General features: G+C 65.2%; 23 protein-coding genes and 1 tRNA gene. 9 read left to right on the top strand and 15 right to left on the bottom strand.

From position 1 onward, the window contains the following. The first annotated feature begins 46 nt into the window (after positions 1-46). Both HWX22_RS13670 and HWX22_RS13665 read left to right on the top strand, forming a co-directional pair. On the top strand, positions 47-1,468 hold the full coding sequence (locus HWX22_RS13670) for a M20 family metallopeptidase (protein WP_175915808.1): 1,422 nt from the start codon (positions 47-49) through the stop codon (positions 1,466-1,468). A gap of 35 nt (positions 1,469-1,503) precedes the next feature. Next, complete coding sequence (locus HWX22_RS13665; RefSeq protein WP_175915807.1) at positions 1,504-2,790, top strand: MFS transporter; 1,287 nt, start codon at positions 1,504-1,506, stop codon at positions 2,788-2,790. Between the two features lie 64 nt (positions 2,791-2,854). Here the strand turns inward: HWX22_RS13665 and HWX22_RS13660 are convergent, their stop codons facing one another. After that, the gene (locus tag HWX22_RS13660) at positions 2,855-3,907 is read right to left on the bottom strand and encodes an NADP(H)-dependent aldo-keto reductase (RefSeq protein WP_175911314.1); all 1,053 of its coding nucleotides are present in this window, start codon (positions 3,905-3,907) and stop codon (positions 2,855-2,857) included. Positions 3,908-4,115: 208 nt separating this feature from the next. Next, on the bottom strand, positions 4,116-4,553 hold the full coding sequence (locus tag HWX22_RS13655; protein ID WP_175911313.1) for a PaaI family thioesterase: 438 nt from the start codon (positions 4,551-4,553) through the stop codon (positions 4,116-4,118). A 169-nt stretch (positions 4,554-4,722) separates the two neighbouring features. Here HWX22_RS13655 and HWX22_RS13650 point away from each other — a divergent pair, with 169 nt between their 5' ends. Further along, positions 4,723-5,193, top strand: a complete 471-nt coding sequence (locus HWX22_RS13650) for a helix-turn-helix domain-containing protein (protein WP_175911311.1) — start codon at positions 4,723-4,725, stop codon at positions 5,191-5,193. 207 nt (positions 5,194-5,400) lie between these two features. Next, the gene (locus HWX22_RS13645; protein ID WP_175911310.1) at positions 5,401-6,024 is read left to right on the top strand and encodes a phospholipase D family protein; all 624 of its coding nucleotides are present in this window, start codon (positions 5,401-5,403) and stop codon (positions 6,022-6,024) included. A 180-nt stretch (positions 6,025-6,204) separates the two neighbouring features. On the opposite strand, the gene HWX22_RS13640 is transcribed toward HWX22_RS13645, so the two are convergent. Both HWX22_RS13640 and HWX22_RS13635 read right to left on the bottom strand, forming a co-directional pair. Beyond that, positions 6,205-6,423 carry a hypothetical protein gene (locus HWX22_RS13640; RefSeq protein WP_175915806.1) on the bottom strand — a complete coding sequence of 73 codons (219 nt, stop codon included), beginning with the start codon at positions 6,421-6,423 and terminating at the stop codon, positions 6,205-6,207. A gap of 33 nt (positions 6,424-6,456) precedes the next feature. Continuing rightward, entirely contained in the window at positions 6,457-6,633 is a 177-nt protein-coding gene (locus tag HWX22_RS13635) for a hypothetical protein (protein ID WP_175911306.1), read from the bottom strand. Positions 6,634-6,715: 82 nt separating this feature from the next. On the opposite strand from HWX22_RS13635, the gene HWX22_RS13630 reads away from it, so the two are divergent. Continuing rightward, entirely contained in the window at positions 6,716-7,687 is a 972-nt protein-coding gene (locus HWX22_RS13630) for a sensor domain-containing diguanylate cyclase (protein ID WP_175911305.1), read from the top strand. Between the two features lie 76 nt (positions 7,688-7,763). On the opposite strand, the gene HWX22_RS13625 is transcribed toward HWX22_RS13630, so the two are convergent. Together HWX22_RS13625 and HWX22_RS13620 are read right to left on the bottom strand one after the other, a co-directional pair. Next, on the bottom strand, positions 7,764-8,237 hold the full coding sequence (locus tag HWX22_RS13625) for a VOC family protein (RefSeq protein WP_059524512.1): 474 nt from the start codon (positions 8,235-8,237) through the stop codon (positions 7,764-7,766). Positions 8,238-8,358: 121 nt separating this feature from the next. Then, on the bottom strand, positions 8,359-8,667 hold the full coding sequence (locus HWX22_RS13620) for a phosphatidylserine/phosphatidylglycerophosphate/cardiolipin synthase (RefSeq protein WP_175915805.1): 309 nt from the start codon (positions 8,665-8,667) through the stop codon (positions 8,359-8,361). A 203-nt stretch (positions 8,668-8,870) separates the two neighbouring features. Between HWX22_RS13620 and HWX22_RS13615 the strand changes: the two genes are divergently transcribed. Then, the gene (locus HWX22_RS13615; RefSeq protein ID WP_059691771.1) at positions 8,871-9,614 is read left to right on the top strand and encodes a DUF695 domain-containing protein; all 744 of its coding nucleotides are present in this window, start codon (positions 8,871-8,873) and stop codon (positions 9,612-9,614) included. A gap of 811 nt (positions 9,615-10,425) precedes the next feature. On the opposite strand, the gene HWX22_RS13610 is transcribed toward HWX22_RS13615, so the two are convergent. Beyond that, positions 10,426-10,833: a hypothetical protein gene (locus tag HWX22_RS13610; protein WP_175915804.1), complete on the bottom strand. Its 408-nt coding sequence runs from the start codon at positions 10,831-10,833 to the stop codon at positions 10,426-10,428. 317 nt (positions 10,834-11,150) lie between these two features. Here HWX22_RS13610 and HWX22_RS13605 point away from each other — a divergent pair, with 317 nt between their 5' ends. The 3 genes from HWX22_RS13605 (at position 11,151) to HWX22_RS32365 (ending at position 14,017) form a co-directional block, all read left to right on the top strand. After that, positions 11,151-11,615, top strand: a complete 465-nt coding sequence (locus tag HWX22_RS13605; protein WP_059818131.1) for a hypothetical protein — start codon at positions 11,151-11,153, stop codon at positions 11,613-11,615. Between the two features lie 618 nt (positions 11,616-12,233). Then, positions 12,234-13,502, top strand: coding sequence for an acyltransferase (locus tag HWX22_RS13600; protein WP_175915803.1), 1,269 nt, complete (start codon positions 12,234-12,236; stop codon positions 13,500-13,502). A 272-nt stretch (positions 13,503-13,774) separates the two neighbouring features. Further along, positions 13,775-14,017, top strand: a complete 243-nt coding sequence (locus HWX22_RS32365; protein WP_347879475.1) for a hypothetical protein — start codon at positions 13,775-13,777, stop codon at positions 14,015-14,017. Between the two features lie 277 nt (positions 14,018-14,294). On the opposite strand, the gene HWX22_RS13590 is transcribed toward HWX22_RS32365, so the two are convergent. The 8 genes from HWX22_RS13590 to ssuD form a co-directional block, all read right to left on the bottom strand. Continuing rightward, positions 14,295-14,370: transfer RNA gene (locus HWX22_RS13590), tRNA-His, on the bottom strand. Positions 14,371-14,429: 59 nt separating this feature from the next. Beyond that, entirely contained in the window at positions 14,430-15,416 is a 987-nt protein-coding gene (gene dusA, locus HWX22_RS13585; protein ID WP_244135225.1) for a tRNA dihydrouridine(20/20a) synthase DusA, read from the bottom strand. 126 nt (positions 15,417-15,542) lie between these two features. Next, positions 15,543-15,797: a hypothetical protein gene (locus HWX22_RS13580; RefSeq protein ID WP_059524526.1), complete on the bottom strand. Its 255-nt coding sequence runs from the start codon at positions 15,795-15,797 to the stop codon at positions 15,543-15,545. Positions 15,798-15,851: 54 nt separating this feature from the next. Further along, on the bottom strand, positions 15,852-16,049 hold the full coding sequence (locus tag HWX22_RS13575) for a hypothetical protein (protein ID WP_059467585.1): 198 nt from the start codon (positions 16,047-16,049) through the stop codon (positions 15,852-15,854). 140 nt (positions 16,050-16,189) lie between these two features. Beyond that, positions 16,190-16,405, bottom strand: a complete 216-nt coding sequence (locus tag HWX22_RS13570; protein WP_006400187.1) for a molybdopterin-binding protein — start codon at positions 16,403-16,405, stop codon at positions 16,190-16,192. A gap of 57 nt (positions 16,406-16,462) precedes the next feature. Further along, entirely contained in the window at positions 16,463-17,422 is a 960-nt protein-coding gene (locus HWX22_RS13565; RefSeq protein WP_175908298.1) for an ATP-binding cassette domain-containing protein, read from the bottom strand. After that, complete coding sequence (gene ssuC, locus HWX22_RS13560; protein WP_175908297.1) at positions 17,419-18,231, bottom strand: aliphatic sulfonate ABC transporter permease SsuC; 813 nt, start codon at positions 18,229-18,231, stop codon at positions 17,419-17,421. The genes HWX22_RS13565 and ssuC overlap by 4 nt, the downstream gene beginning before the upstream one ends. Positions 18,232-18,247: 16 nt before the next feature. Further along, positions 18,248-19,405, bottom strand: a complete 1,158-nt coding sequence (gene ssuD / locus HWX22_RS13555; RefSeq protein ID WP_059818122.1) for an FMNH2-dependent alkanesulfonate monooxygenase — start codon at positions 19,403-19,405, stop codon at positions 18,248-18,250. Between the last annotated feature and the right edge of the window lie 57 nt (positions 19,406-19,462).

Raw genomic sequence — 19,462 nt, 5'->3', positions numbered from 1 at the left:
CCGTGCGCGCCCGCACCCACCGGAAAACCGATACAGGAGACACGTCTTGAGCCGTACCGCCGCCATCCAGCACGCGCTGACCCAGTTCGAATCGGGCGCGTTCTTCACGACCCTGAGCCGCCGCGTCGGCCTGCGCACCGAAAGCCAGGACAGCGGCTCGAGCGCCGCGCTGCGCGCCTACCTGACCGACGAGATCGCGCCGGAGGCCGCGCGTCTGGGCTTCACGTCGCGCATCGTCGAGAACCCCGTCGACGGCGGCGGCCCGTTCCTGCTGGCGTCGCGCCACGAGGACGACGCGCTGCCGACCGTGCTCGTCTACGGTCACGGCGACGTCGTGCGCGGCTACGACGCGCAATGGCGCGCACCGCTGTCGCCGTGGACGCTGACCGTCGACGGCGATCGCTGGTACGGCCGCGGCAGTGCCGACAACAAGGGCCAGCACACGATCAACCTGGCCGCGCTGGCGAGCGTGCTCGCCGCGCGCGGCGGCCGGCTCGGCTTCAACGCAAAACTGCTGATCGAGATGGGCGAGGAAACGGGGTCGCCGGGCCTCGACGCACTGTGCCGCCAGGAGCGCGACGCGCTCGCGGCCGACGTGCTGATCGCGTCCGACGGGCCACGCCTCACCGCCGAACGGCCGACCGTGTTCCTCGGCTCGCGCGGTTCGGTCAACTTCAAGCTGAGCCTGCGCGCACGCGATGGCGGCCATCACTCGGGCAACTGGGGCGGCCTGCTGCGCAACCCGGCGACCGTGCTCGCGAACGCGCTCGCGAGCGTCGTCGACGCGCGCGGCGCGATCCGCGTCGCCGGGCTGCGCCCGCCGCCGATCCCGGCCGCCGTGCGCGCCGCGCTCGCCGACCTGTCCGTCGGCGGCGGCCCCGGCGATCCGGCGCTCGACGCCGACTGGGGCGAGCCGGGCCTCTCGGCCGCCGAGCGCGTGTTCGGCTGGAATACGTTCGAGATTCTCGCGTTCAAGGCCGGCAATCCCGATCACCCGGTCAATGCGATTCCGCCCGTCGCATACGCGCACTGCCAGTTGCGTTTCGTAGTCGGCACCGACTGGCAAGCGCTGCATGCGCATCTGCGCGCGCATCTCGATGCGCACGGCTTCGCCGACATCGAGATCGACGTCGAACGCGGCGCGCCGGCGACGCGCCTGCCGCCGGACGATCCGTGGGTCCGCTGGGCTGTCGCGTCGCTCGCGCGCACGACCGGCAAGAAGCCCGCGATCCTGCCGAACCTCGGCGGCACGCTGCCGAACGAAGTGTTCGCCGATACGCTGGGGCTGCCGACGCTGTGGGTGCCGCACTCGTATCCGGCGTGCTCGCAGCACGCGCCCGACGAGCACCTGCTCGCGAGCGTCGTGCGCGAGGGACTGCAGATGATGGCCGGCCTCTTCTGGGATCTCGGCGAGGCCGCGCCGCCCGTTCGCCGCGCGGCACCCGCCGCGGCCGGCGCCGCCCTGTAACGCGCTTCGCCCCTTTCTCGGGACCTGCTCACACGATGAATACGACCACCCTGACCTCGCAGGACGCCGCGCGCCCCAGCGCCGCGAAGATCCGGCGCATCATCTTCGCCGCGTCGATCGGCAATGCACTCGAATGGTTCGACTTGATCGTCTACGGCTTTTTCGCGGTGACGATCGCCAAGCTGTTCTTCCCCACGACGAGCGAGGCGACGTCGCTGCTGCTCACGCTCGGCACGTTCGGGCTCTCCTACCTGATCCGGCCGATCGGCGGCTTTGTGCTCGGCGCCTACGCGGACCGCGCGGGCCGCAAGGCATCGCTGCTGCTGTCGATCGGGATGATGATGGTCGGCACGCTGCTGATCGAGCTGATGCCGACCTATGCATCGATCGGCATCCTCGCGCCGCTCGGGATCATGCTGTCGCGGCTGATGCAGGGCTTTTCCGCCGGCGGCGAATTCGCGAGCTCGACCGCGTTCCTCGTCGAACACGCGCCGCAGCGGCGCGGCTTCATGTCGAGCTGGCAGTTCGCGAGCCAGGGCCTCGCGACACTGCTCGCATCGGGCTTCGGTGCGCTGCTGACGTCGACGCTGAGCGTCGCGCAACTCGAAAGCTGGGGGTGGCGCGTACCGTTCCTGTTCGGCCTCGCGATCGGCCCGGTGGGGCTCTACATCCGCCGCTACGTCGACGAGGGGGTCGAGTTCAAGACGCAGGCGCGCTCCGAAGCGCCCGTGCGCGAGCTGTTCGCGGACCAGAAGATGCGCGTGCTGCTGGCGATCGGGGTGCTCGTGATCTCGACCGCGATCAACTACATGGTGCTGTACATGCCGACGTATGCGATCAAGCAGCTCGGGCTGCCGGCATCGACGGGCTTCGCGGCGACGCTCGCGACCGGCTTCGTGCTGACGCTCGTCACACCGCTCGTCGGCCATCTGTCCGACCGCACCGGGCGGATCCGCGTGATGGCGGCAGCGGCCGTGCTGATGCTCGCCACCGTATGGCCGACGTTCGTGTGGCTCACGCGTCACGCGTCGTTCGCGACGATGCTCGCGGCGCTGATCTGGATCGGGCTGCTGAAGGCGACGTACTGCGGCGCGCTGCCGGCGCTAATGGCCGAACTGTTTCCGTCGCAGACCCGCGCGACCGGCCTCGCCGTCAGCTACAACACGGGCGTCACGCTGTTCGGCGGCTTTGCGCCGTTCGTGATCACATGGCTGATCAGCGCGACCGGCAATCGGCTGTCGCCGGCGCTGTACCTGATGGGTTGCGCGGTGCTGAGTCTCGTGGCACTGCTGGTCGCGCGCACGCGGTTCGGGATGCGCTGACCCTGTGGCAATGCGCGTCGGACGCGGCCCGTCGCGGCACCGTGCCGCGCGGGCCGCTCGCCGTTTACGGCGCCGGGTTCGGCTGCCGTTCGTGCAGCGCGTCGATCTCGGCGAGGATCTCGTCGGACAGCGTCACGTCGATGCTGCCGATGTTCTCCTTCAGTTGCGCGAGCGACGTCGCGCCGACCAGGTTGCTGCGCACGAACGGCCGGCTGTTGACGAACGCGAGCGCGAGCTGCGCGGGCGACAGCCCGTGCCGTTTCGCGAGCGCGACGTAGCGCGACGTCGCCTCGACGGCCTGCGGCTTGCTATAACGCTGGAAGCGCTCGAACAGCGTGATGCGCGCGCCGGCCGGACGCGCGCCGTTCTCGTACTTGCCGGACAGCCAGCCGAACGCGAGCGGCGAATACGCGAGCAGGCCGATGCCATCGCGATGCGTGAACTCGGACAGGCCGTTCTCGAACGTGCGGTTCAGCAGGCTGTACGGATTCTGGATGCTGGCGATGCGTGGCAAGCCGAGCTTCTCGGCCGCGCGCAGGAACTGCGCGACGCCCCACGGCGTTTCGTTCGACACGCCGATCGCGCGGACCTTGCCGGCCTTCACGAATTCCGCGAGCACGCCCAGCGTTTCCTCGATCGGCACCGTGTACGCGTCGTCGACCCACGGATACGCGGGGCGGCCGAACGTCGTCGTGCTGCGATCGGGCCAGTGCAGCTGATACAGGTCGACATAGTCGGTCTGCAAGCGCCTGAGGCTGCCGTCGAGCGCCTCGGTCAGGTTCTTGCGGTCGAACTGGTTGCCTTCGCCGCGAATATGACGCGGATTGTGCGGCTGCCGCGCCGGGCCCGCGATCTTCGTCGCGAGCACGATTCGGTCGCGCTGCGCCCGATGCTGCGCGAGCCAGGTGCCGATGTACTGCTCCGTGCGCCCCTGCGTATCGGGCTTCGGCGGCACCGGGTACATTTCCGCGGCATCGATCAGCGTGACGCCCTGCCCGAGCGCGTAATCGATCTGCTCGTGGGCGTCGCGTTCAGAATTCTGCTCGCCCCACGTCATCGTGCCGAGACCGATCAGGCTGACCTCGATGCCCGAATTGCCGAGTGTGCGGTATTCCATGCTGTTCCTGTCGCGTCAGTGGAAAGCAGGAACGCTATCACATTGAAACGAACGCTTCAGATGGCCGGTGCGTTCGCTTACAGGCCGCCTGCGATGTGCGGTCGACGTCGCTCATTCGGGGTAAGGCGGCCTTCGCGGGCGCGGGCGCGGCCGCGGTCCGGATCATGCCGGACGAACCGGGCCGGCGTAACGACGCCGGCCCGCTGCGTCACTGCGGCCGCTGAATGAAGCAGGTTGCCGATGCGTGCGCAACGATCTTGTCGTCCGGCGTCTTCAGCGTGCCTTCCGCCACGCCGAGCGAACGCGACAGGTGAATCACGCGTCCCTCCGCGACCAGGTCGACGTCGCGCGGCACGGGGCGCAGCATTTTCACGTGGAGGTCGACCGTGCCGTAACCGACGCCCGCGTCGAGCATCGAATGCACCGCGCAGCCCGTGACCGAGTCGAGCACCGTCGCGGCGAACCCGCCGTGCACGCCACCGAGCGGATTCAGGTGCCGGCCGTCCGCACGCGCGGACATCTTCACGTAGCCGAGCTCGACACCCAGCGGCCGCATCGGGATCGTTTCCGAGATCGACGCGAGCGGCAGATCGCCCGCCGCCGCCGCGCGCAGCAGTTCCAGACCGGACAGGGAAAGCGGATTCATCGGGTTGTCTCCTGATTGAAAGCGCGTTGCCGCGCGAGTAAGTTCTAAATTGGAACTGATTATTGACAACCGCACCGGGCTTGTCAACGCAGCCACCGCCCGTTGCAACCGAAGGCAAGTTCTATAATCGAACCCGCTCCTTCGCTGAACCGTCGCACGAGACTCGATCATGAAATGGGATGACATCGGCACGCTGAACTGTTCGGTCGCGCGCACGCTCGCCGTGCTCGGCGATCGGTGGACCATGCTGATCCTGCGCAACGCGTTTCTCGGCTGCCGCCGCTTCGATTCGTTCCAGACGCAACTGGGCCTCACGCGCCACGTCCTGGCCGAGCGGCTCGCTCGCCTCGTCGACGAAGGCGTGCTGGTCAAGCGCGCGTATCAGGAGCGCCCGCCGCGTTTCGAGTACCGGTTGACGGAAAAAGGCCTCGACCTCTACCCGGCCCTGCTCGCGCTGATGACATGGGGCGATCGCTGGAAGGACGACGGCCAGGGGCCGCCGGTGCAATTGCGTCATCGCACCTGCGGTCAGCTGATGCATGCGGTCGCGGTGTGCTCGGCATGCGGCGAGCCGCTCGATGCGCACGACGTGCAGCCGGAGCCCGGGCCCGGATGGATCGCACGCGAGGCGGCCGACTGACGCATGGCGCGTAGCGAGGGTCGAGCGCGCATGGCAGCGCCGCACGATCACGGAGCCGATGCAGATACCGCTCGACACGATGAACGTCATCACGTCGACCGCGCCGGACTATCACACGATGTCGCGCATTCACATCCGGGCGTGACCGCGCCGCCGTGTCTGCGTTACACTCACGGCCCGCTGTCTCAAAACCATTCGCTGTCCAAGATGTTGTCGCGCCAACGCCTCGCTGCTGCCTGCCTCGCCGCTTCCCTGCTCGCCACGCCCTTCGCCGCCTTCGGCAAGACGCAAACCGAATCGCTGCTGCAGCAAGCGATCGACTTCATCGCGCAACTTCTACCGGCCCCGACCCATGAGGCGCCCACAACGCAGGTCGTCGAATCTGCGTTCTCGCCCGACGGCGGTGCCGAGGCGCTCGTCCTGAAGGCAATCGGCGCCGCACGCACCTCGATTCGCGTGGCCGCTTACTCGTTCACGTCGCCGCCCGTCACGCGCGCGCTGCTCGCCGCGAAGCGGCGCGGCGTGAATGTCGCGGTCGTCGTGGACGACAAGGGCAATCGCGCGAAGAGCAGCAAGCAGGCACTGAACCTGCTCGTCAACGCGGGCATTCCCACACGCACGATCGACGCCTATGCGATCCACCACGACAAGTATGTCGTGGTCGATGCCGAGCACGTCGAGACGGGCTCTTTCAACTACAGTGCCTCGGCAGCCAGCCGCAATTCCGAAAACGTCGTCGTGGTCTGGAACAATCCGCAACTCGCGTCGCGCTACCTTGCGCATTGGCAAAGCCGCTTCGACCAGGGTACGCCGTACCGCTCGTCGTACTGACCCTTCGCGCATGCGATCACCACGCGCCGTTCGCATGCGGCGCGGCCGACGCGCATCGTTGCGTGCATTCGCGCCGTCATGTCGTCGATGATCGGTGCGCATTGCATGCCGGTCAACCTGGCCGAATGGCCTGCACACCGGGCGCGACGGCGCCGCGATCGGTGGAATCGGTTGATGAAATCAGTGGATGTCGGCCGACCGCTCCGCGATCTGCGTGGTCGCGGCACACCGGCTCGCATGCGCATGCGCATCGCTGGCCGAAGGCTTCGGTCGATCGCGAGTCCCGCCCGGCAGCGCACCGAGTACGCAGTCCGTACTGAAGGTCAGCGGGTTCTGAATCATCGGATAGAGCAGATACAGCGCCAACGCGAGATATCCCGCGTAGAGAATTCGGGCCATGGTGCGGTGGATGAGCGATTGATCTTGCCCTGTTTACGGCATCGCACCGGAGAGCTTGAGCCGCCGGGCCTCAAATTGCTTGTCCCGCAGCGACGCATGACATGTGAAGCGTTCGTGTCGCATCGACATGGCAACGCCGCACAACACGACGTGCAGCGCGATGGCGAATGCGCGATACTGTTCGGCATGCGCGGCGAGTTCGGCAAGCATGCGCCGACGGCTTTCGCACGCTCCGAGCGACATCCAGACGATCGATGACCGGCTTCGCAGCCGGGACCAGAGACAAAGGCCAATGCAGATTGCTTCCAAACCGGTCGACGAGGCGGCCCGGCTCGAGACGCTTCATTCGTTGTCGATCCTCGACACGCCACCGGAAGAACGGTTCGACCGCCTCACGCGCCTGGCGCGCCGGCTGTTCGACGTTCCGATCGCACTCGTCAGCCTCGTCGACGAGAATCGCCAGTGGTTCAAGAGTCATCCGGGCCTCGACGCCACGCAGACCTCGCGCGACGTCTCGTTCTGCGCACATGCGCTGCTCGCCGACGAAACGATGGTGATCCAGGACGCGCGCAACGACGATCGCTTCCACGACAATCCGCTCGTCACCGGCCAGCCCGGCATCCGCTTCTATGCGGGCCGGCCGCTTGCCGCGCCGAACGGCGCACCCGTCGGCACGCTGTGCCTGATCGACACGCGGCCGCGCGACCTCTCCGTCGACGAACTCGCGCTGCTCGGTGATCTCGCGCACATGACCGAACGCGAAATCGCGGCGCTGCATCTCGCGACGACCGACGAGCTGACCCAACTGACGAACCGGCGCGGCTTCGAGATTCTCGGGCGCCACGTGCTGAGCCTGTGCGAGCGCATGGGCCGGCACGCGGTACTGCTGTTCTTCGACCTGAACGGCTTCAAGGCGATCAACGACCGCTTCGGCCATGCCGAAGGCGACCGCGCGCTCATGGCCTTCGCGGACACGCTGACCGGTGCGCTGCGCGACAGCGACGTGATCGCCCGACTCGGCGGCGACGAATTCGTCGTGCTGTTGAGCGCCAGCGATCCGGCCGACGTCGGCGAGCCGATCGAGCGCGTCACGCAGGCGCTCGCGCTGCGCAACGCGGCCGACGCACGCGGCTATGCGATCCGGTTCAGTGTCGGCTACGTCGCATACGATCCCGCGCAACATCGTGCGGTAGCCGACCTGCTCGAATCGGCCGATCGCCGCATGTACGAGGACAAGCAGCGCGGCAAGGCCGCCGGCGCCTGAGCGCGGATCAACTGCTCGCCGATACGCGCCTCCGCCGCTGCCGCCAGCCGCGCTCGATCCGATATGCGCCGTTCGGTCAGCTTCCGCACGGCGGCGCACTCGCCATCGCTTCCGCGATCTGCTCGGGCGTCAAGTCGCGCTGGTGGGTCGCGATCGACCAGCGATGGCCGAACGGGTCCTCTACCTGGCCGTAGCGATCGCCCCAGAACATATCGGTGGCCGGCATTCTGACGGTCGCGCCGGCCGCGACGGCCTGCGCGATCGCCGCATCGGTGTCCGGCACGAACAGGTGGAGGCAGACCGGCGTGCCGTTCAGCGTCTTCGGCCCGAGTGCGCCGTGCTCCGGCATTTCATCGACGAGCATCAGCGTCGAATCGCCGATTGCGAGGCACGCGTGCGCGAGCCGGCCGTCCGGGGTCGGCAGGCGAAACCGTTCGGTCGCGTTGAACGCACGCTTGTAGAAGTCGATGGCGGCGGCTGCGCCGGCGCAGATCAGATGCGGGGTCAGCGTGCGCATCCCTTCCGGGATCGGGTTGACGGACGTGGCCATGGATGTCGCTCCTTCAGTCGGTTATCGAGTCGGAAATCGGGACGGACGCACGATGCGCACGCCTCCGATGCTACGACGGACGGACTCGACCGAAATCGACACGCCTGCGGATATTTTTTTCTCAGATCTGCGGAAGGTCACGCAACGTACGCGACTCGCTCGTCGCATCGATGTCGAGTTCGATCCCTTCCGACGCGTCGCGATAAAGCACGCGCTTCAGTCTCGGCCCCACCACCGTCCCGTCCGCTTCGTCGAATACGGCGCGAACGTCGTCGCCGGCCGCAAGCGCGCGCGCAACTTCCGCCACCGACGCCTCGCTCGGCGTCGCCGCCCACGACCTGTCCGCCGGATTGACGGCCGCCCAGCGCACGTGCGTCACACGTGCGCTGCGCACGTCGATTCGGACACCATTCACCGCGAACATCGACATCGGGATCTCCTTCGAAACGGTTGCGGCCGGACGAACGCCGGACGACGGAAGCCGATGATGGCGCGACAGCCCGCGAGTTCAACCGCCACCAGGCCAGCCTGACGCACGATCATCCCCGCACGCGGCTTCGGCCAACGCGATTTTCGATGATACATTGGGACGCTTTGCAACCGTCAACAGACAATCGTGCACGGGAGAAACACATGACCGACGCCTGGGGAACCTTCCCTGCCAGAATGGGCGACCATCAGGCCTTCATCAGCTTCAATCACGGCTTTGCGGAAATCGCCGAAAGCGATCCGCGCACGTCGCTGCTCAGCGTGCGTGTCGCGCTCGAGCATCCGACACCCGACGGCCTGCCGAGCAGCGACGAGTTCGCCGGTCTCACAAACATCGAAGATCTGCTGGACGCCGCAGTGACCGCGAAAAACGGCGTGCAGGTTGGCCGCATCACGGTCGACGGCAATCAGGATTTCCTGTTCTACGTGCCGTTCGACGAGGAAACCGCGGGCGAGATCGTCGACTCGCTGGCCGAGCGCACGACCTACGCGCTTCAGTACGCATTCCAGGACGATCCGGACAAGGAAACGTACTGGCGCACGCTCTACCCGACCGACGACGACTGGCAACTGATGCGCGACATGCGCGTGCTCGAGGCGCTGCGGCAGAAAGGCGACGTGAGCGACGTGAGCCGGCGCGTGATGCACTGGGCTTACTTCCCTGAACCGAGCGATGCGCACCAGTTCGCCGACTGGGCCGAGTCGAAAGGCTATCTGGTCGAATCGGTCGCGCCGACCGAAGACGGCAAATCGGCCGTGCGGTTTGCGCACGAAGGCACGATGGCGCTGGCCGACATCACGCGCCATACGCTCGAAATCAATCGCGAGGTGCGTTCGCTCGGCGGCGAATACGACGGCTGGGAAACCAGCGTCGAGCAGGCGGGCTGACCCCGCCGGCACGTGCGTTGCGCGCGTGTCGGACCTTGACGGGTCCGGTACAAAAAGCATCCCGGCAGCGCGACGGCGCGCCGCCGGGACCAAGGCATCGCCGGCCGTAACCGGCGATGGGCCCAGGCAACCGCCCAGGCACGAGGAAAGCGATTCATGCGGATCAGGCGAACGGATGCCGTGGCGCGAAACGCCGCCTGCCGAACGCCTGTCCGTTTCCGCCGACGCGACTTGCATGCGTCGTGCGGGGAAAAAGCCCCCGCTCCTGCGCGAGCGAGCGGGGAAATGGTTGACCGGGCCGGGGTAGAACGGTCAACCGGCCAGATTGTGATCGTGGCTAGTGCGACCGTCTGTGCGGCAACTCACCCTTTCAAGCGGAAAGCTCGCGTGCCTGGTCCCGCGTGCGGCACGTCACGGTCCGAGCGCGACGCCGGCGGCCGGTGCGGCGATCACGACGATCACGGAAACGACACGATGGCACCGATCATCATCACGCCGTCGGCCGCCAGCGGGACGGGCGTCGCGAGCACGCGCACGGCCTTGCCGCCCTTCGTGAGGCAATCGTCGACCTGAATGACGGCGGCGACGATTACGCCGGCAGTCAGCAGCGCTCTTCCTTTTATGTTTCGAGTCCGGATTTTTTGATTTATATCGGCGATTTTCTAATCGCGCGTCAATCTCCGGCAACGCGCGCCTCGTCAAAGTTGCGTCATTCCGCCTTTCCTTGAATGAGCGGATTTTCTTTCCGGATTTTCGTGACACGACGTTTCACGATCGAAATCACTCGCTTTGGAACGGCGCGAACCTGACGTTACTCCGGGTCGGCCGTGAACCATCCTGCAATCATGTCGATCCAGTCGAGATCGCTGACGATTTCAACGACGACATCGCTGACGACTTCTGCGGTTGAAGTATCGCTGTCGACCGCCCTGGTTGCAGCACCGGCGGCAGCCGCCTGCGCCGCGGGAATTTCGACGAGCGGCGCGCCCTTCGGGCTGACCAGCTGCTCCAGCCAGTCGACGATATTGGCGCGCGCGTCATCCTCGTCAGCGAAATCGTTGCGTTTCAGGAAACGGTCGAGCACGACCCACGCGAACGTCTTGCCTCGCGAAATGGAATCCAGTTGCCAGTCGACCACGGCGACCCGCCCCGGTTCCCGCGTTTCGAGTGTCGACGTGAAGCGGTAATCGAGATATTCGATCTCAAGTTCCGGTGACATGACTTTCTCCGGCCAATCCGCCCTCCCGGTTCTTATGATGCGCGGCGCCAGTCCGGCGTCACGCGCTGCGTGAATCTTGTGTGAATTCGGGGCTGCAAGTCATTCCGGCAGGCAGTATCGCGATATTCTCGCGAGCTGTCGATCTCGACTGAAAATACACCGCCGTCCCGTCCGGTATCCGTTGCGCGATCGATTCCGCGCCGAGGTTTTTCGCGCACGATTTTGCCCTGTCGATTCCGAGTATCCGCCTGCTCCGTGGCCGCGGTCGCGCTGCTACACTCGGGCCACAATAATCGCTTGCCACACCCAAGGAAACAATGTCACTCGCCCGGGCACAACATGACGGTGTCGATGTCTGGATCATCCCGCTTTCGGGACATGCCGCCTATGCCTCCACGCATCTCAAGCGGGTATTCGCCTCCGACGACTCGCGCCATCGCGTCGTGACGGTCGACCTGACGAAGTTGCTCGCCTGCGCCGATCGCGACACGACCGATTATGTGCTGCCTTCGGTTGAATACTGGGCGCCCGGCAAGGCCGCCGGCATCCGCGCTTTCCTCGACCCGGCCGAACCCCGTATTCCCGAGATGCCCTTCATCACCTTTCGCGAGACGAGAACGCGGACGCTGCTCGGCATTCCGGGCCTGTCGAAAGTCGGCGTCGCGTCGTTCCGGAACGGTCAGCATCGCGCGCGCTATCTGGCGTATGCCGGAGCGACGAGCCTGCCGGTCGAGGTGCATGAAACGGAGGCGGATTTGCTCGTGCGGTATTGCGGCGAATAACGGACGCGACGCCCGACCCTGTGCTGAACGGGTCGTGACGAATATGCCGCCGGGAGGATACACGGCCATGTGCGCTCTGTCAGTTCAACGTACACACGCGAGCGATGCGCTCCGCGTCATATGACGTCGCGCTGCGCAGCGTGACGGTTCGGGTTGCCGGCACGCGCAGGTCCGCTCACCAATGTGTAATTGAGGCCGGGAAAGTGCGGCAATCATGCGTCGCGAGCGATGTCGCACGACAGCGATGCGGGCAAAAAAAATGTCCCGACGCCTTCCGGGTTGTCGGGACCGAACGGCCCTGCAAAGCTGAGGGCACGAGGAAGTCATCACATTACACGAATGTAAGCATGTTAAGCGTTGGTGATTCACGCCAAGTCGCTGGCCTATTCCGCCAATTTGCGGGGGTGACGGACCCGCCCACGACGACCGCCTTGCTTCGCGGAATTGCGATCGGCTCGGCGTTTCCGGGATGCCGACGCGCGCGTGACGTGACGTCACTCAGCAGCATCGCGCCGTGTTCGGCCAGTTCCATGAAATGAATCGATGACGGGCATGAGGCGCGTTATAGATCACATTCTCTTGCCGTGTAGAATCCCCGGACATTGAAAATTCTTGACGATGACGACACAACACAAGGCGCCAAAATACGAATTTCTAGACGGTCTCCGGGGTATCGCTGCTCTGCAGGTCGTCTTTCTCCACTACTGCGCGGCATTCTTGCCGGCGTTTGCACGCGCCGGCGTCCCGGAACATTACAAATGGGAGACGCTGGCGACAAACTCCCCCGCATTCCTCCTCGTACAGGGATACGTGGCCGTATACGTGTTCTTCATCATGAGCGGCTTCGTACTCGCGAACTCCTTCCTCGATTCTCGAGCGCCCGTGGTTGCATTGGCAGTAAAGCGGTGCGTCCGCTTGTACCTTCCCGTCCTGGCATCAGTTCTGCTGGCAGGTGTTCTGATGTTCATGTTCAGGTCAGTCAAGCAGCAAGCGGTAGACATATCGATGTCATCGTGGCTGCATCAACAATGGGAAGCGCAGCCAGACCTCCATTTGCTCATGAAGGACGTCATCGTCAATTCGATGATCGTCGGGTATGGTCAAGCCTCGGTGTTCTCCGCCTTTCCCGCTTTCACTTCATCCGCATTGCTGACCCCCATGGTCGGAGCAGTCAACCCGCCTCTCTGGACGTTGCATCTGGAATTCTGGGGATCCATGGTTCTCCTTATCATCACGATTCTCATTCGGAATTTGTCCGCGTGGTGGACGTGGGTCGCAATGCTCACGCTTTTTGTCTTGTCCGGCACCAGCTTCCTGATGCTGTTCCTGGTTGGCTTTGCGTGCTGTCTGATCAGCCGATCGAGCCGGCCGACAACCTCTCGTGCCCGCTCGATCGCCGGAGCAATTTTGTTGTTTGCCGGATGTGTAGCCGCGTGCATGCCAACGACCGGCACCATACAGGCGGTACATGAACTCACCCGAAGTCTGCCGATCATGCACGCGCTCGATCCATTCCAACTCCAATGCGAGATAAGCGCACTTCTCCTTTTTTCCGGTGTTTTTTTGTGGCCTGCAATGCGCAGTTTGCTTTCAAGCAAAGTACCGCAGTGGCTCGGTAAAGTCTCATTCAGCCTGTACCTGGTCCACTTCTCGATTTTGCTGACACTCGGGTGCGCTGTATTTTCGTGGCTGCACCCCCACGGGTACTTAATGGCGTTTTTCGGCGCAACATCTATTGGCACGTTGGTTTCCCTGTGCGCGGCAGCACTTTTTGGACGGGCAGTCGACCAGAAATCAATCCGCCTCGCTCAAAAGGTGATGCAATTGACAAGCTCCATGGTCAGCACTCGACAACGCCCCATGGAACGAGAAATACCACGTCGTTGACGCGACAGCCTGCCCCGGTGCAAGGGGATGCCGGAAGGTGTCGGTGGCTTTCCACGCTCGCCCCTCATGCATGTCTTCGTGCCTGCTGCCGAGGCGATCTCGGCCTGTACCGTCCTACACCGCTTCTCCGGTGACGGTCCCGCCCGTTTGAAGGCATGCGACACAGCGTGTCGATCGAATTCGTGTGCGTCACGCACGGCGGCGATACAATCGAGTTGCCGCATTAGCAGCCGTAACCGCAGCCAATGGGGTAGTCCGCGAACATCTTCGGCTTGCAGCGGCTGAAGGTGGATTTGCAGAATGAAATCATCCGTGTTGCCGAAGCACTGGTCCGCGGCGAGCACAAGGATCGGACCAAGACAGCGGTCGCCCGAACGGTTCTCCTGAACAGCCGGGCCATAGCTGCGTTGACACGTCAGCACTCATTCACTCAGATCGCCGGCGCCGCAATCTTTCATGATCCGCGGTACAACATCCGTTGGGAAGACGAGCGCGCATTCCGGCGAAGTTTCTGAGCGCCGATTCTGAAACGGCTCGGAATGCGCTACCGCCGCGCGTACAACATGCGGCATCGCTACGCGACGGCAATGCTGATGGCAGGAATGACTTCAGCCTTTTGCGCGAAACAGCTCGGGCACAGCATCGGGATGTTCCTGACAACGTACGCGAAATGGATGGATGGTGAGCAGAACGCTCTAGAGATGGCGAGGCTCGAATCGACGCTATTGTCCCCGAGTTGTCCCCCGCAAAGCAAAACAGGCGCCTAAGCGCCTGTTTTGTTAATGCATTCGGTGGGGTGGCTGATGGGACTCGAACCCACGACAACAGGAATCACAATCCTGGACTCTACCAACTGAGCTACAGCCACCACTGTTACTGCTTTGTTTCTTCGCTGTTTCGTTTCGTGTTCAGCAGCGAAGAACAAGATTATACGAAGACTTTTCCGTCTTGCAAAGCATTTTTTTCAAAATTTTCGAGAGCGTCGTTCAGATGCGTGCGCGCCTCGTCGAACACGGCCAGATCGCCGCGCGCGAGCTTCTTGTTGTCCGACAGCACGCGACGCCAGCCGCGTGCACCCGCGACGCCGCGATACAGCCCGAGTGCGTGCCGGACGATCGCGCCGAGATACGTGCCGCGCTTCAGTTCCGCCGCACAGTATTCGATCAGTTTCGCCTCGGCCTCCTCGCGCGTCGGCATCGCCGCACTCGACCCATAGAAGCGCGCATCGACGCCCGCGAGCACGTACGGGTTGTGATATGCCTCGCGGCCGAGCATCACGCCGTCCACATGTTCGAGATGCTGCGCGACTTCGTCGAGCGTCTTGATCCCGCCATTGATCACGATCTCCAGCGATGGGAAATCGCGCTTCAGCTGATACGCATAGTCGTACTTGAGCGGCGGGATCTCGCGGTTCTCCTTCGGAGACAGCCCCTTCAGGATCGCGTTGCGCGCGTGCACGACGAACGTCTCGCAGCCGGCCTCAGCCACCGTGCCGACGAAGTCCCGCACGAACGCATAGTCCTCGACCGCGTCGACCCCGATCCGATGCTTGACCGTGACCGGCACCGACACCACATCGCGCATCGCCTTCACGCAATCGGCAACGAGTTGCGGCTCGTTCATCAGGCACGCGCCGAACGCGCCGCGCTGCACGCGCTCGGACGGACAGCCGCAATTCAGGTTGATCTCGTCATAGCCCCACTGCTCGCCGAGTTTCGCGGCACGCGCGAGATCGTCCCGTTCGCTGCCGCCCAACTGCAGCGCGACCGGCGATTCGTTCGGCGTGAACGCGAGATGCCGCTGGGCGTCGCCGAACAGCAGCGCGCCCGTCGTGATCATTTCCGTATACAGCCACGTGTCGCGCGTCAGCGTGCGATGGAACGACCGGCAATGACGGTCGGTCCAGTCGAGCATGGGCGCCACGGAAACTCGGCGGGGAGGAAGCGAGGACGAAGCGGACATGGAATTCGGGGCAGCAAGCGGCGCGGGAAACAACCCGACATTTTACCGCAACGCGACCAGGCCGGCCCGGCAGCCTGACTAGACCGGGCCGCCCTCGCCCAGTTCGGCGTCGACGGCCCGCCGAGCCTCCTCGAGTACGCGCTCGATCACGCGGCGTTCGGTCAGCAGCATCCCGTCGACTTTCACGAGCCGCCAGTCAATCCGCACGGCCGCGCCCTGCAGCACGCGGTAGTGCGCATGCTCGCCGTCCCACACCTGCTCGGTCTTCACTTCGATCTCATAGCCGCGGTACGGCTCGCTGAAATCGCCGAGATCGCTGCCTCTCGGTTCCATCGCTCGCTCCGTGGCGACGCACGCCGGGCCGCCTCGGCAGCCGGCGCCGTGCGCTCAATCGTATTCGTTAGACAAAACGGATTTGCCGTCGGCGGTCAGGTCGACGCGGTCGGCCGCCGCCTGATAGATCAGCCCTTCGTTCAGCAACGCATAGACGACATCGTCGAACGCGGCGGGAACCGGCCGGGTGTCGCCGAACTGGTCGATCCACTTCAGCGCCTCGATGGCTTCGGGAGAAAGGATGGGGGTCATGCGTTGGCCTCCGGCGTCGGTGTCGTTCCATCCTAGCACTTCGTCCGGACGGCGAATACCGAGGCAAACGCGCGACGAAAATGCCGGGCGCGACGGATGGCCGGATGGCTCACCCGCGGCGCCCGGCATCGAAGACACGCTCAGAGGCGCGCGATCGACACTTCAGTGGATTTCACGAGCGCGACGACTTCCGCGCCCACCTTCAGTTCAAGTTCGTCGACCGAACGCGTCGTGATCACCGACGTGACGATGCCGAACGGCGTCTCGACGTCGACCTCGGAGACCACGGGCCCGCGAATGATCTCCTTCACCTTGCCTTTGAACTGGTTACGCACGTTGATTGCAGTGATGCTCATCGGGTTGATCGCTCCGAAGAAAAAAGTCTGAGAGCGGGCGGCCGGTGCCGCCCGGATTTAAACGGCCCAGCGAATCTGCCCGACCGGTCGTACGTGATCGACCTCATGTGCCGCGCCCTGCTCGGCACCACCTTGCCCGCCGGCGAGCACGCGTTGCAGTACGCGATCTTCGAGCGCCGCGAACGCGGCCGACGCGCGTGCACGCGGCCGGTCGAGCGGCACCGGCTGATCGAGAGCGACGCGACCTTGCTCGATCAACAGGATCCGGTCGCCGAGGGCGACGGCTTCCTGCACGTCGTGCGTGACGAGCAGCGCGGTGAACCGGTGCTCGCGCCACAAACGCTCGATCAGCGCATGCATCTCGATACGGGTCAGCGCGTCGAGCGCGCCGAGCGGCTCGTCGAGCAGCAGCAGTTGCGGTCGGTGCACGAGCGCTCGGGCGAGCGCGACGCGCTGCCGCTGGCCGCCCGACAACTGCGCGGGCCAGTCGTTCGCGCGCTCAAGGAGCCCGACTTCGTCGAGCACCGCGCGCGCCCGATCGCGTGCCCCGCGACCCAGGCCCAGCATCACGTTCTGCAGCACGGTCTTCCACGGCAGCAATCGCGCATCCTGGTACATGATTCGCGTGTCGAGCGTGCCGCCCCCCTCGCCGCGCGTCACGAGCGCACCGCTGCTCGGCGCCTCAAGTCCCGCGACGAGGCGCAGCAGCGTGGATTTCCCGCAGCCGCTGCGGCCGACGATCGCGACGAAGCTGCCGCGCGCGATGCCGAGTTCGACGTTGTCGAGCACGGTGCGCGTGCCGAAGCGCTTGCTGACGCCCGACAGCGTCACCGCGTCGTCCTGTATCGGGCCGCCCGTGCGCCGCCGGGCAAGCGGAACGACGGATGCGCCGCCGTCCCGATCGACGATCGCCGCATGACGTGCGTCGTCGTCCGTCACGCGTGCCTGCGCCAGTTCGACCTCGAGGTCTGCGCCGGCGAGCGGGCCGTAGGCAGCCGCCGAAGTCGTCGCATTCATGCTTTTGCTCCAGATTGATAAGCGGGGTGCCAGCGCAGCGTCACGCGCTCGATCCATTTCGCCAGCACGTCGGCCAGCTTGCCGAGCACCGCATACAGCAGGATGCCGACCACCACCACATCGGTTTGCAGGAATTCGCGCGCGTTCATCGTCATGTAGCCGATGCCCGACTGCGCGGAGATCGTTTCCGCGACGATCAGCATCACCCACATCAGCCCGAGCGCGAAGCGCACGCCGACGAGAATCGACGGCAATGCGCCGGGCAGGATCACGTCGCGATACAGCGCGAAGCCGCGCACGCCGTAACTCTTCGCCATCTCGATCAGGTTCGCGTCGACCGAGCGGATCCCGTGATACGTGTTGATGTAGACCGGAAAGAACACGCCGAGCGCGACGAGAAACAGCTTCGCCTTCTCGTCGATGCCGAACCACAGGATCACGAGCGGAATCATCGCGAGCGCGGGGATGTTGCGGATCATCTGGATCGTCGAATCAAGCGCGACCTCCGCTGCTTTCGACAAGCCGGTCGCGAGCCCGAGCGCCAGGCCGACGCCTCCGCCGATCGCAAAGCCGAACAGCGCGCGCCAGGTACTGACCTTGACGTTCGCCCACATCTCGCCCGACGTCACGAGCGACCACGCGGCACGCACGACCGCCACCGGCTCGGGCAGCACGCGGGTCGACAGCCAGCCGACGCGCGCGCCGACCTCCCATGCGGCCAGCAGCGCGAGCGGCACGAGCCACGGCGCGATGCCGCGCCAGGTGCGGGCGGCCACGGCCGCGCCGGTCGTCGACGTTTTCGTTGTCATCACACACCTCCTTCGTTCAGCTCTGGCTCGCCTTCGGCAGGTAGTTGTTGCCGACGATCTCGCCGAACGGACCCGACAGCGGACCGGACGCCCGCGCCGCACCCTTGCCCTTGATCAGCGGGAACACGAGCTCGGCGAAACGGTACGACTCCTCGAGGTGCGGATAGCCGGACAGGATGAACGTCTCGATGCCGAGATCCGCGTATTCGCGCATGCGTTCCGCGACCTGCTCGGGGTTGCCGACGAGCGCGGTACCCGCGCCGCCGCGCACGAGACCGACACCGGCCCACAGGTTGGGATACACCTCGAGCGCCTCACGGCCGCCGCGCTTGCCGCCGTGCAGCGCGGCCATCCGGCGCTGGCCTTCCGAATCCATGTTCGCGAATGCCTTCTGCGCACGCGCGATCGTCTCGTCGTCGAGACGGCTGATCAGGCGCTCGGCATCGCGCCAGGCTTCGTCCTCGGTCTCGCGCACGATCACGTGCAGGCGGATGCCGAACTTGATCTTGCGGCCGCGCGCCTCGGCGCGGGCGCGAATGTCGGCGATCTTCTTCGCGACGGCCTCGGGCGGCTCGCCCCAGGTCAGATAGGTGTCGATGTGATCGGCGGCGATCGCGTGCGCGGCCGGCGACGATCCGCCGAACCACAACGGCGGATGCGGGCGCTGCACGGGCGGATACAGCGCCTTGCCGCCCTTCGATTGAAGGTGCTTGCCGATGTAGTCGAACCCGCCGTTGTCGTGCGACGCGGACAGCAGCCCGCGCCAGATGTTCAGGAAGTCGTCGGTGATTTCGTAGCGCGTGTCGTGGTCGGCGAACAGTCCGTCGCCTTCGAGCTCGGCGGCATCGCCACCGGTCACGACGTTGATCAGCAGACGCCCGCCCGACAGACGGTCGAACGTCGCGGCCATCCGCGCCGCGAGGCCGGGCGATGCGATGCCGGGACGCACGGCGACCAGGAACTTCAGGCGCTGCGTCGCCGGAATCAGGCTCGACGCGACGACCCACGCATCCTCGCAGGAACGGCCGGTCGGCAGCAGCACGCCTTCATAGCCGAGCGTGTCGGCCGCGACGGCGATCTGCTTGAAATAATCGTAATCCGCGGCGCGCGCGCCTTCAGCGGTGCCGAGGTAACGGCTGTCGCCGTGCGTGGGAATAAACCAGAAAACGTTCATCTGCTGCTCCTGCTTGACTGTTCTTGCCGGAATCTGGACAAAACGAGGCCCTGCTCG

The organism is Burkholderia sp. BCC1638 (assembly GCF_902833195.1).
GTDB lineage: Bacteria > Pseudomonadota > Gammaproteobacteria > Burkholderiales > Burkholderiaceae > Burkholderia > Burkholderia diffusa.
The sequence above is the reverse complement of the archived record's forward strand: the minus strand, read 5'-3'. Positions and strand labels throughout refer to the sequence as shown.

Coding starts and splice junctions, on each gene's coding strand:
- HWX22_RS13665 (WP_175915807.1), top strand. CDS start 1,504: ATGAATACGACCACCCTGACCTCGCAGGACGCCGCGCGCCCCAGCGCC.
- HWX22_RS13660 (WP_175911314.1), bottom strand. CDS start 3,907: ATGGAATACCGCACACTCGGCAATTCGGGCATCGAGGTCAGCCTGATC.
- HWX22_RS13655 (WP_175911313.1), bottom strand. CDS start 4,553: ATGAATCCGCTTTCCCTGTCCGGTCTGGAACTGCTGCGCGCGGCGGCG.
- HWX22_RS13650 (WP_175911311.1), top strand. CDS start 4,723: ATGAAATGGGATGACATCGGCACGCTGAACTGTTCGGTCGCGCGCACG.
- HWX22_RS13645 (WP_175911310.1), top strand. CDS start 5,401: ATGTTGTCGCGCCAACGCCTCGCTGCTGCCTGCCTCGCCGCTTCCCTG.
- HWX22_RS13640 (WP_175915806.1), bottom strand. CDS start 6,423: ATGGCCCGAATTCTCTACGCGGGATATCTCGCGTTGGCGCTGTATCTG.
- HWX22_RS13635 (WP_175911306.1), bottom strand. CDS start 6,633: ATGCTTGCCGAACTCGCCGCGCATGCCGAACAGTATCGCGCATTCGCC.
- HWX22_RS13630 (WP_175911305.1), top strand. CDS start 6,716: ATGCAGATTGCTTCCAAACCGGTCGACGAGGCGGCCCGGCTCGAGACG.
- HWX22_RS13625 (WP_059524512.1), bottom strand. CDS start 8,237: ATGGCCACGTCCGTCAACCCGATCCCGGAAGGGATGCGCACGCTGACC.
- HWX22_RS13620 (WP_175915805.1), bottom strand. CDS start 8,667: ATGTCGATGTTCGCGGTGAATGGTGTCCGAATCGACGTGCGCAGCGCA.
- HWX22_RS13615 (WP_059691771.1), top strand. CDS start 8,871: ATGACCGACGCCTGGGGAACCTTCCCTGCCAGAATGGGCGACCATCAG.
- HWX22_RS13610 (WP_175915804.1), bottom strand. CDS start 10,833: ATGTCACCGGAACTTGAGATCGAATATCTCGATTACCGCTTCACGTCG.
- HWX22_RS13605 (WP_059818131.1), top strand. CDS start 11,151: ATGTCACTCGCCCGGGCACAACATGACGGTGTCGATGTCTGGATCATC.
- HWX22_RS13600 (WP_175915803.1), top strand. CDS start 12,234: ATGACGACACAACACAAGGCGCCAAAATACGAATTTCTAGACGGTCTC.
- dusA (WP_244135225.1), bottom strand. CDS start 15,416: ATGCTCGACTGGACCGACCGTCATTGCCGGTCGTTCCATCGCACGCTG.
- HWX22_RS13580 (WP_059524526.1), bottom strand. CDS start 15,797: ATGGAACCGAGAGGCAGCGATCTCGGCGATTTCAGCGAGCCGTACCGC.
- HWX22_RS13575 (WP_059467585.1), bottom strand. CDS start 16,049: ATGACCCCCATCCTTTCTCCCGAAGCCATCGAGGCGCTGAAGTGGATC.
- HWX22_RS13570 (WP_006400187.1), bottom strand. CDS start 16,405: ATGAGCATCACTGCAATCAACGTGCGTAACCAGTTCAAAGGCAAGGTG.
- HWX22_RS13565 (WP_175908298.1), bottom strand. CDS start 17,422: ATGAATGCGACGACTTCGGCGGCTGCCTACGGCCCGCTCGCCGGCGCA.
- ssuC (WP_175908297.1), bottom strand. CDS start 18,231: ATGACAACGAAAACGTCGACGACCGGCGCGGCCGTGGCCGCCCGCACC.
- ssuD (WP_059818122.1), bottom strand. CDS start 19,405: ATGAACGTTTTCTGGTTTATTCCCACGCACGGCGACAGCCGTTACCTC.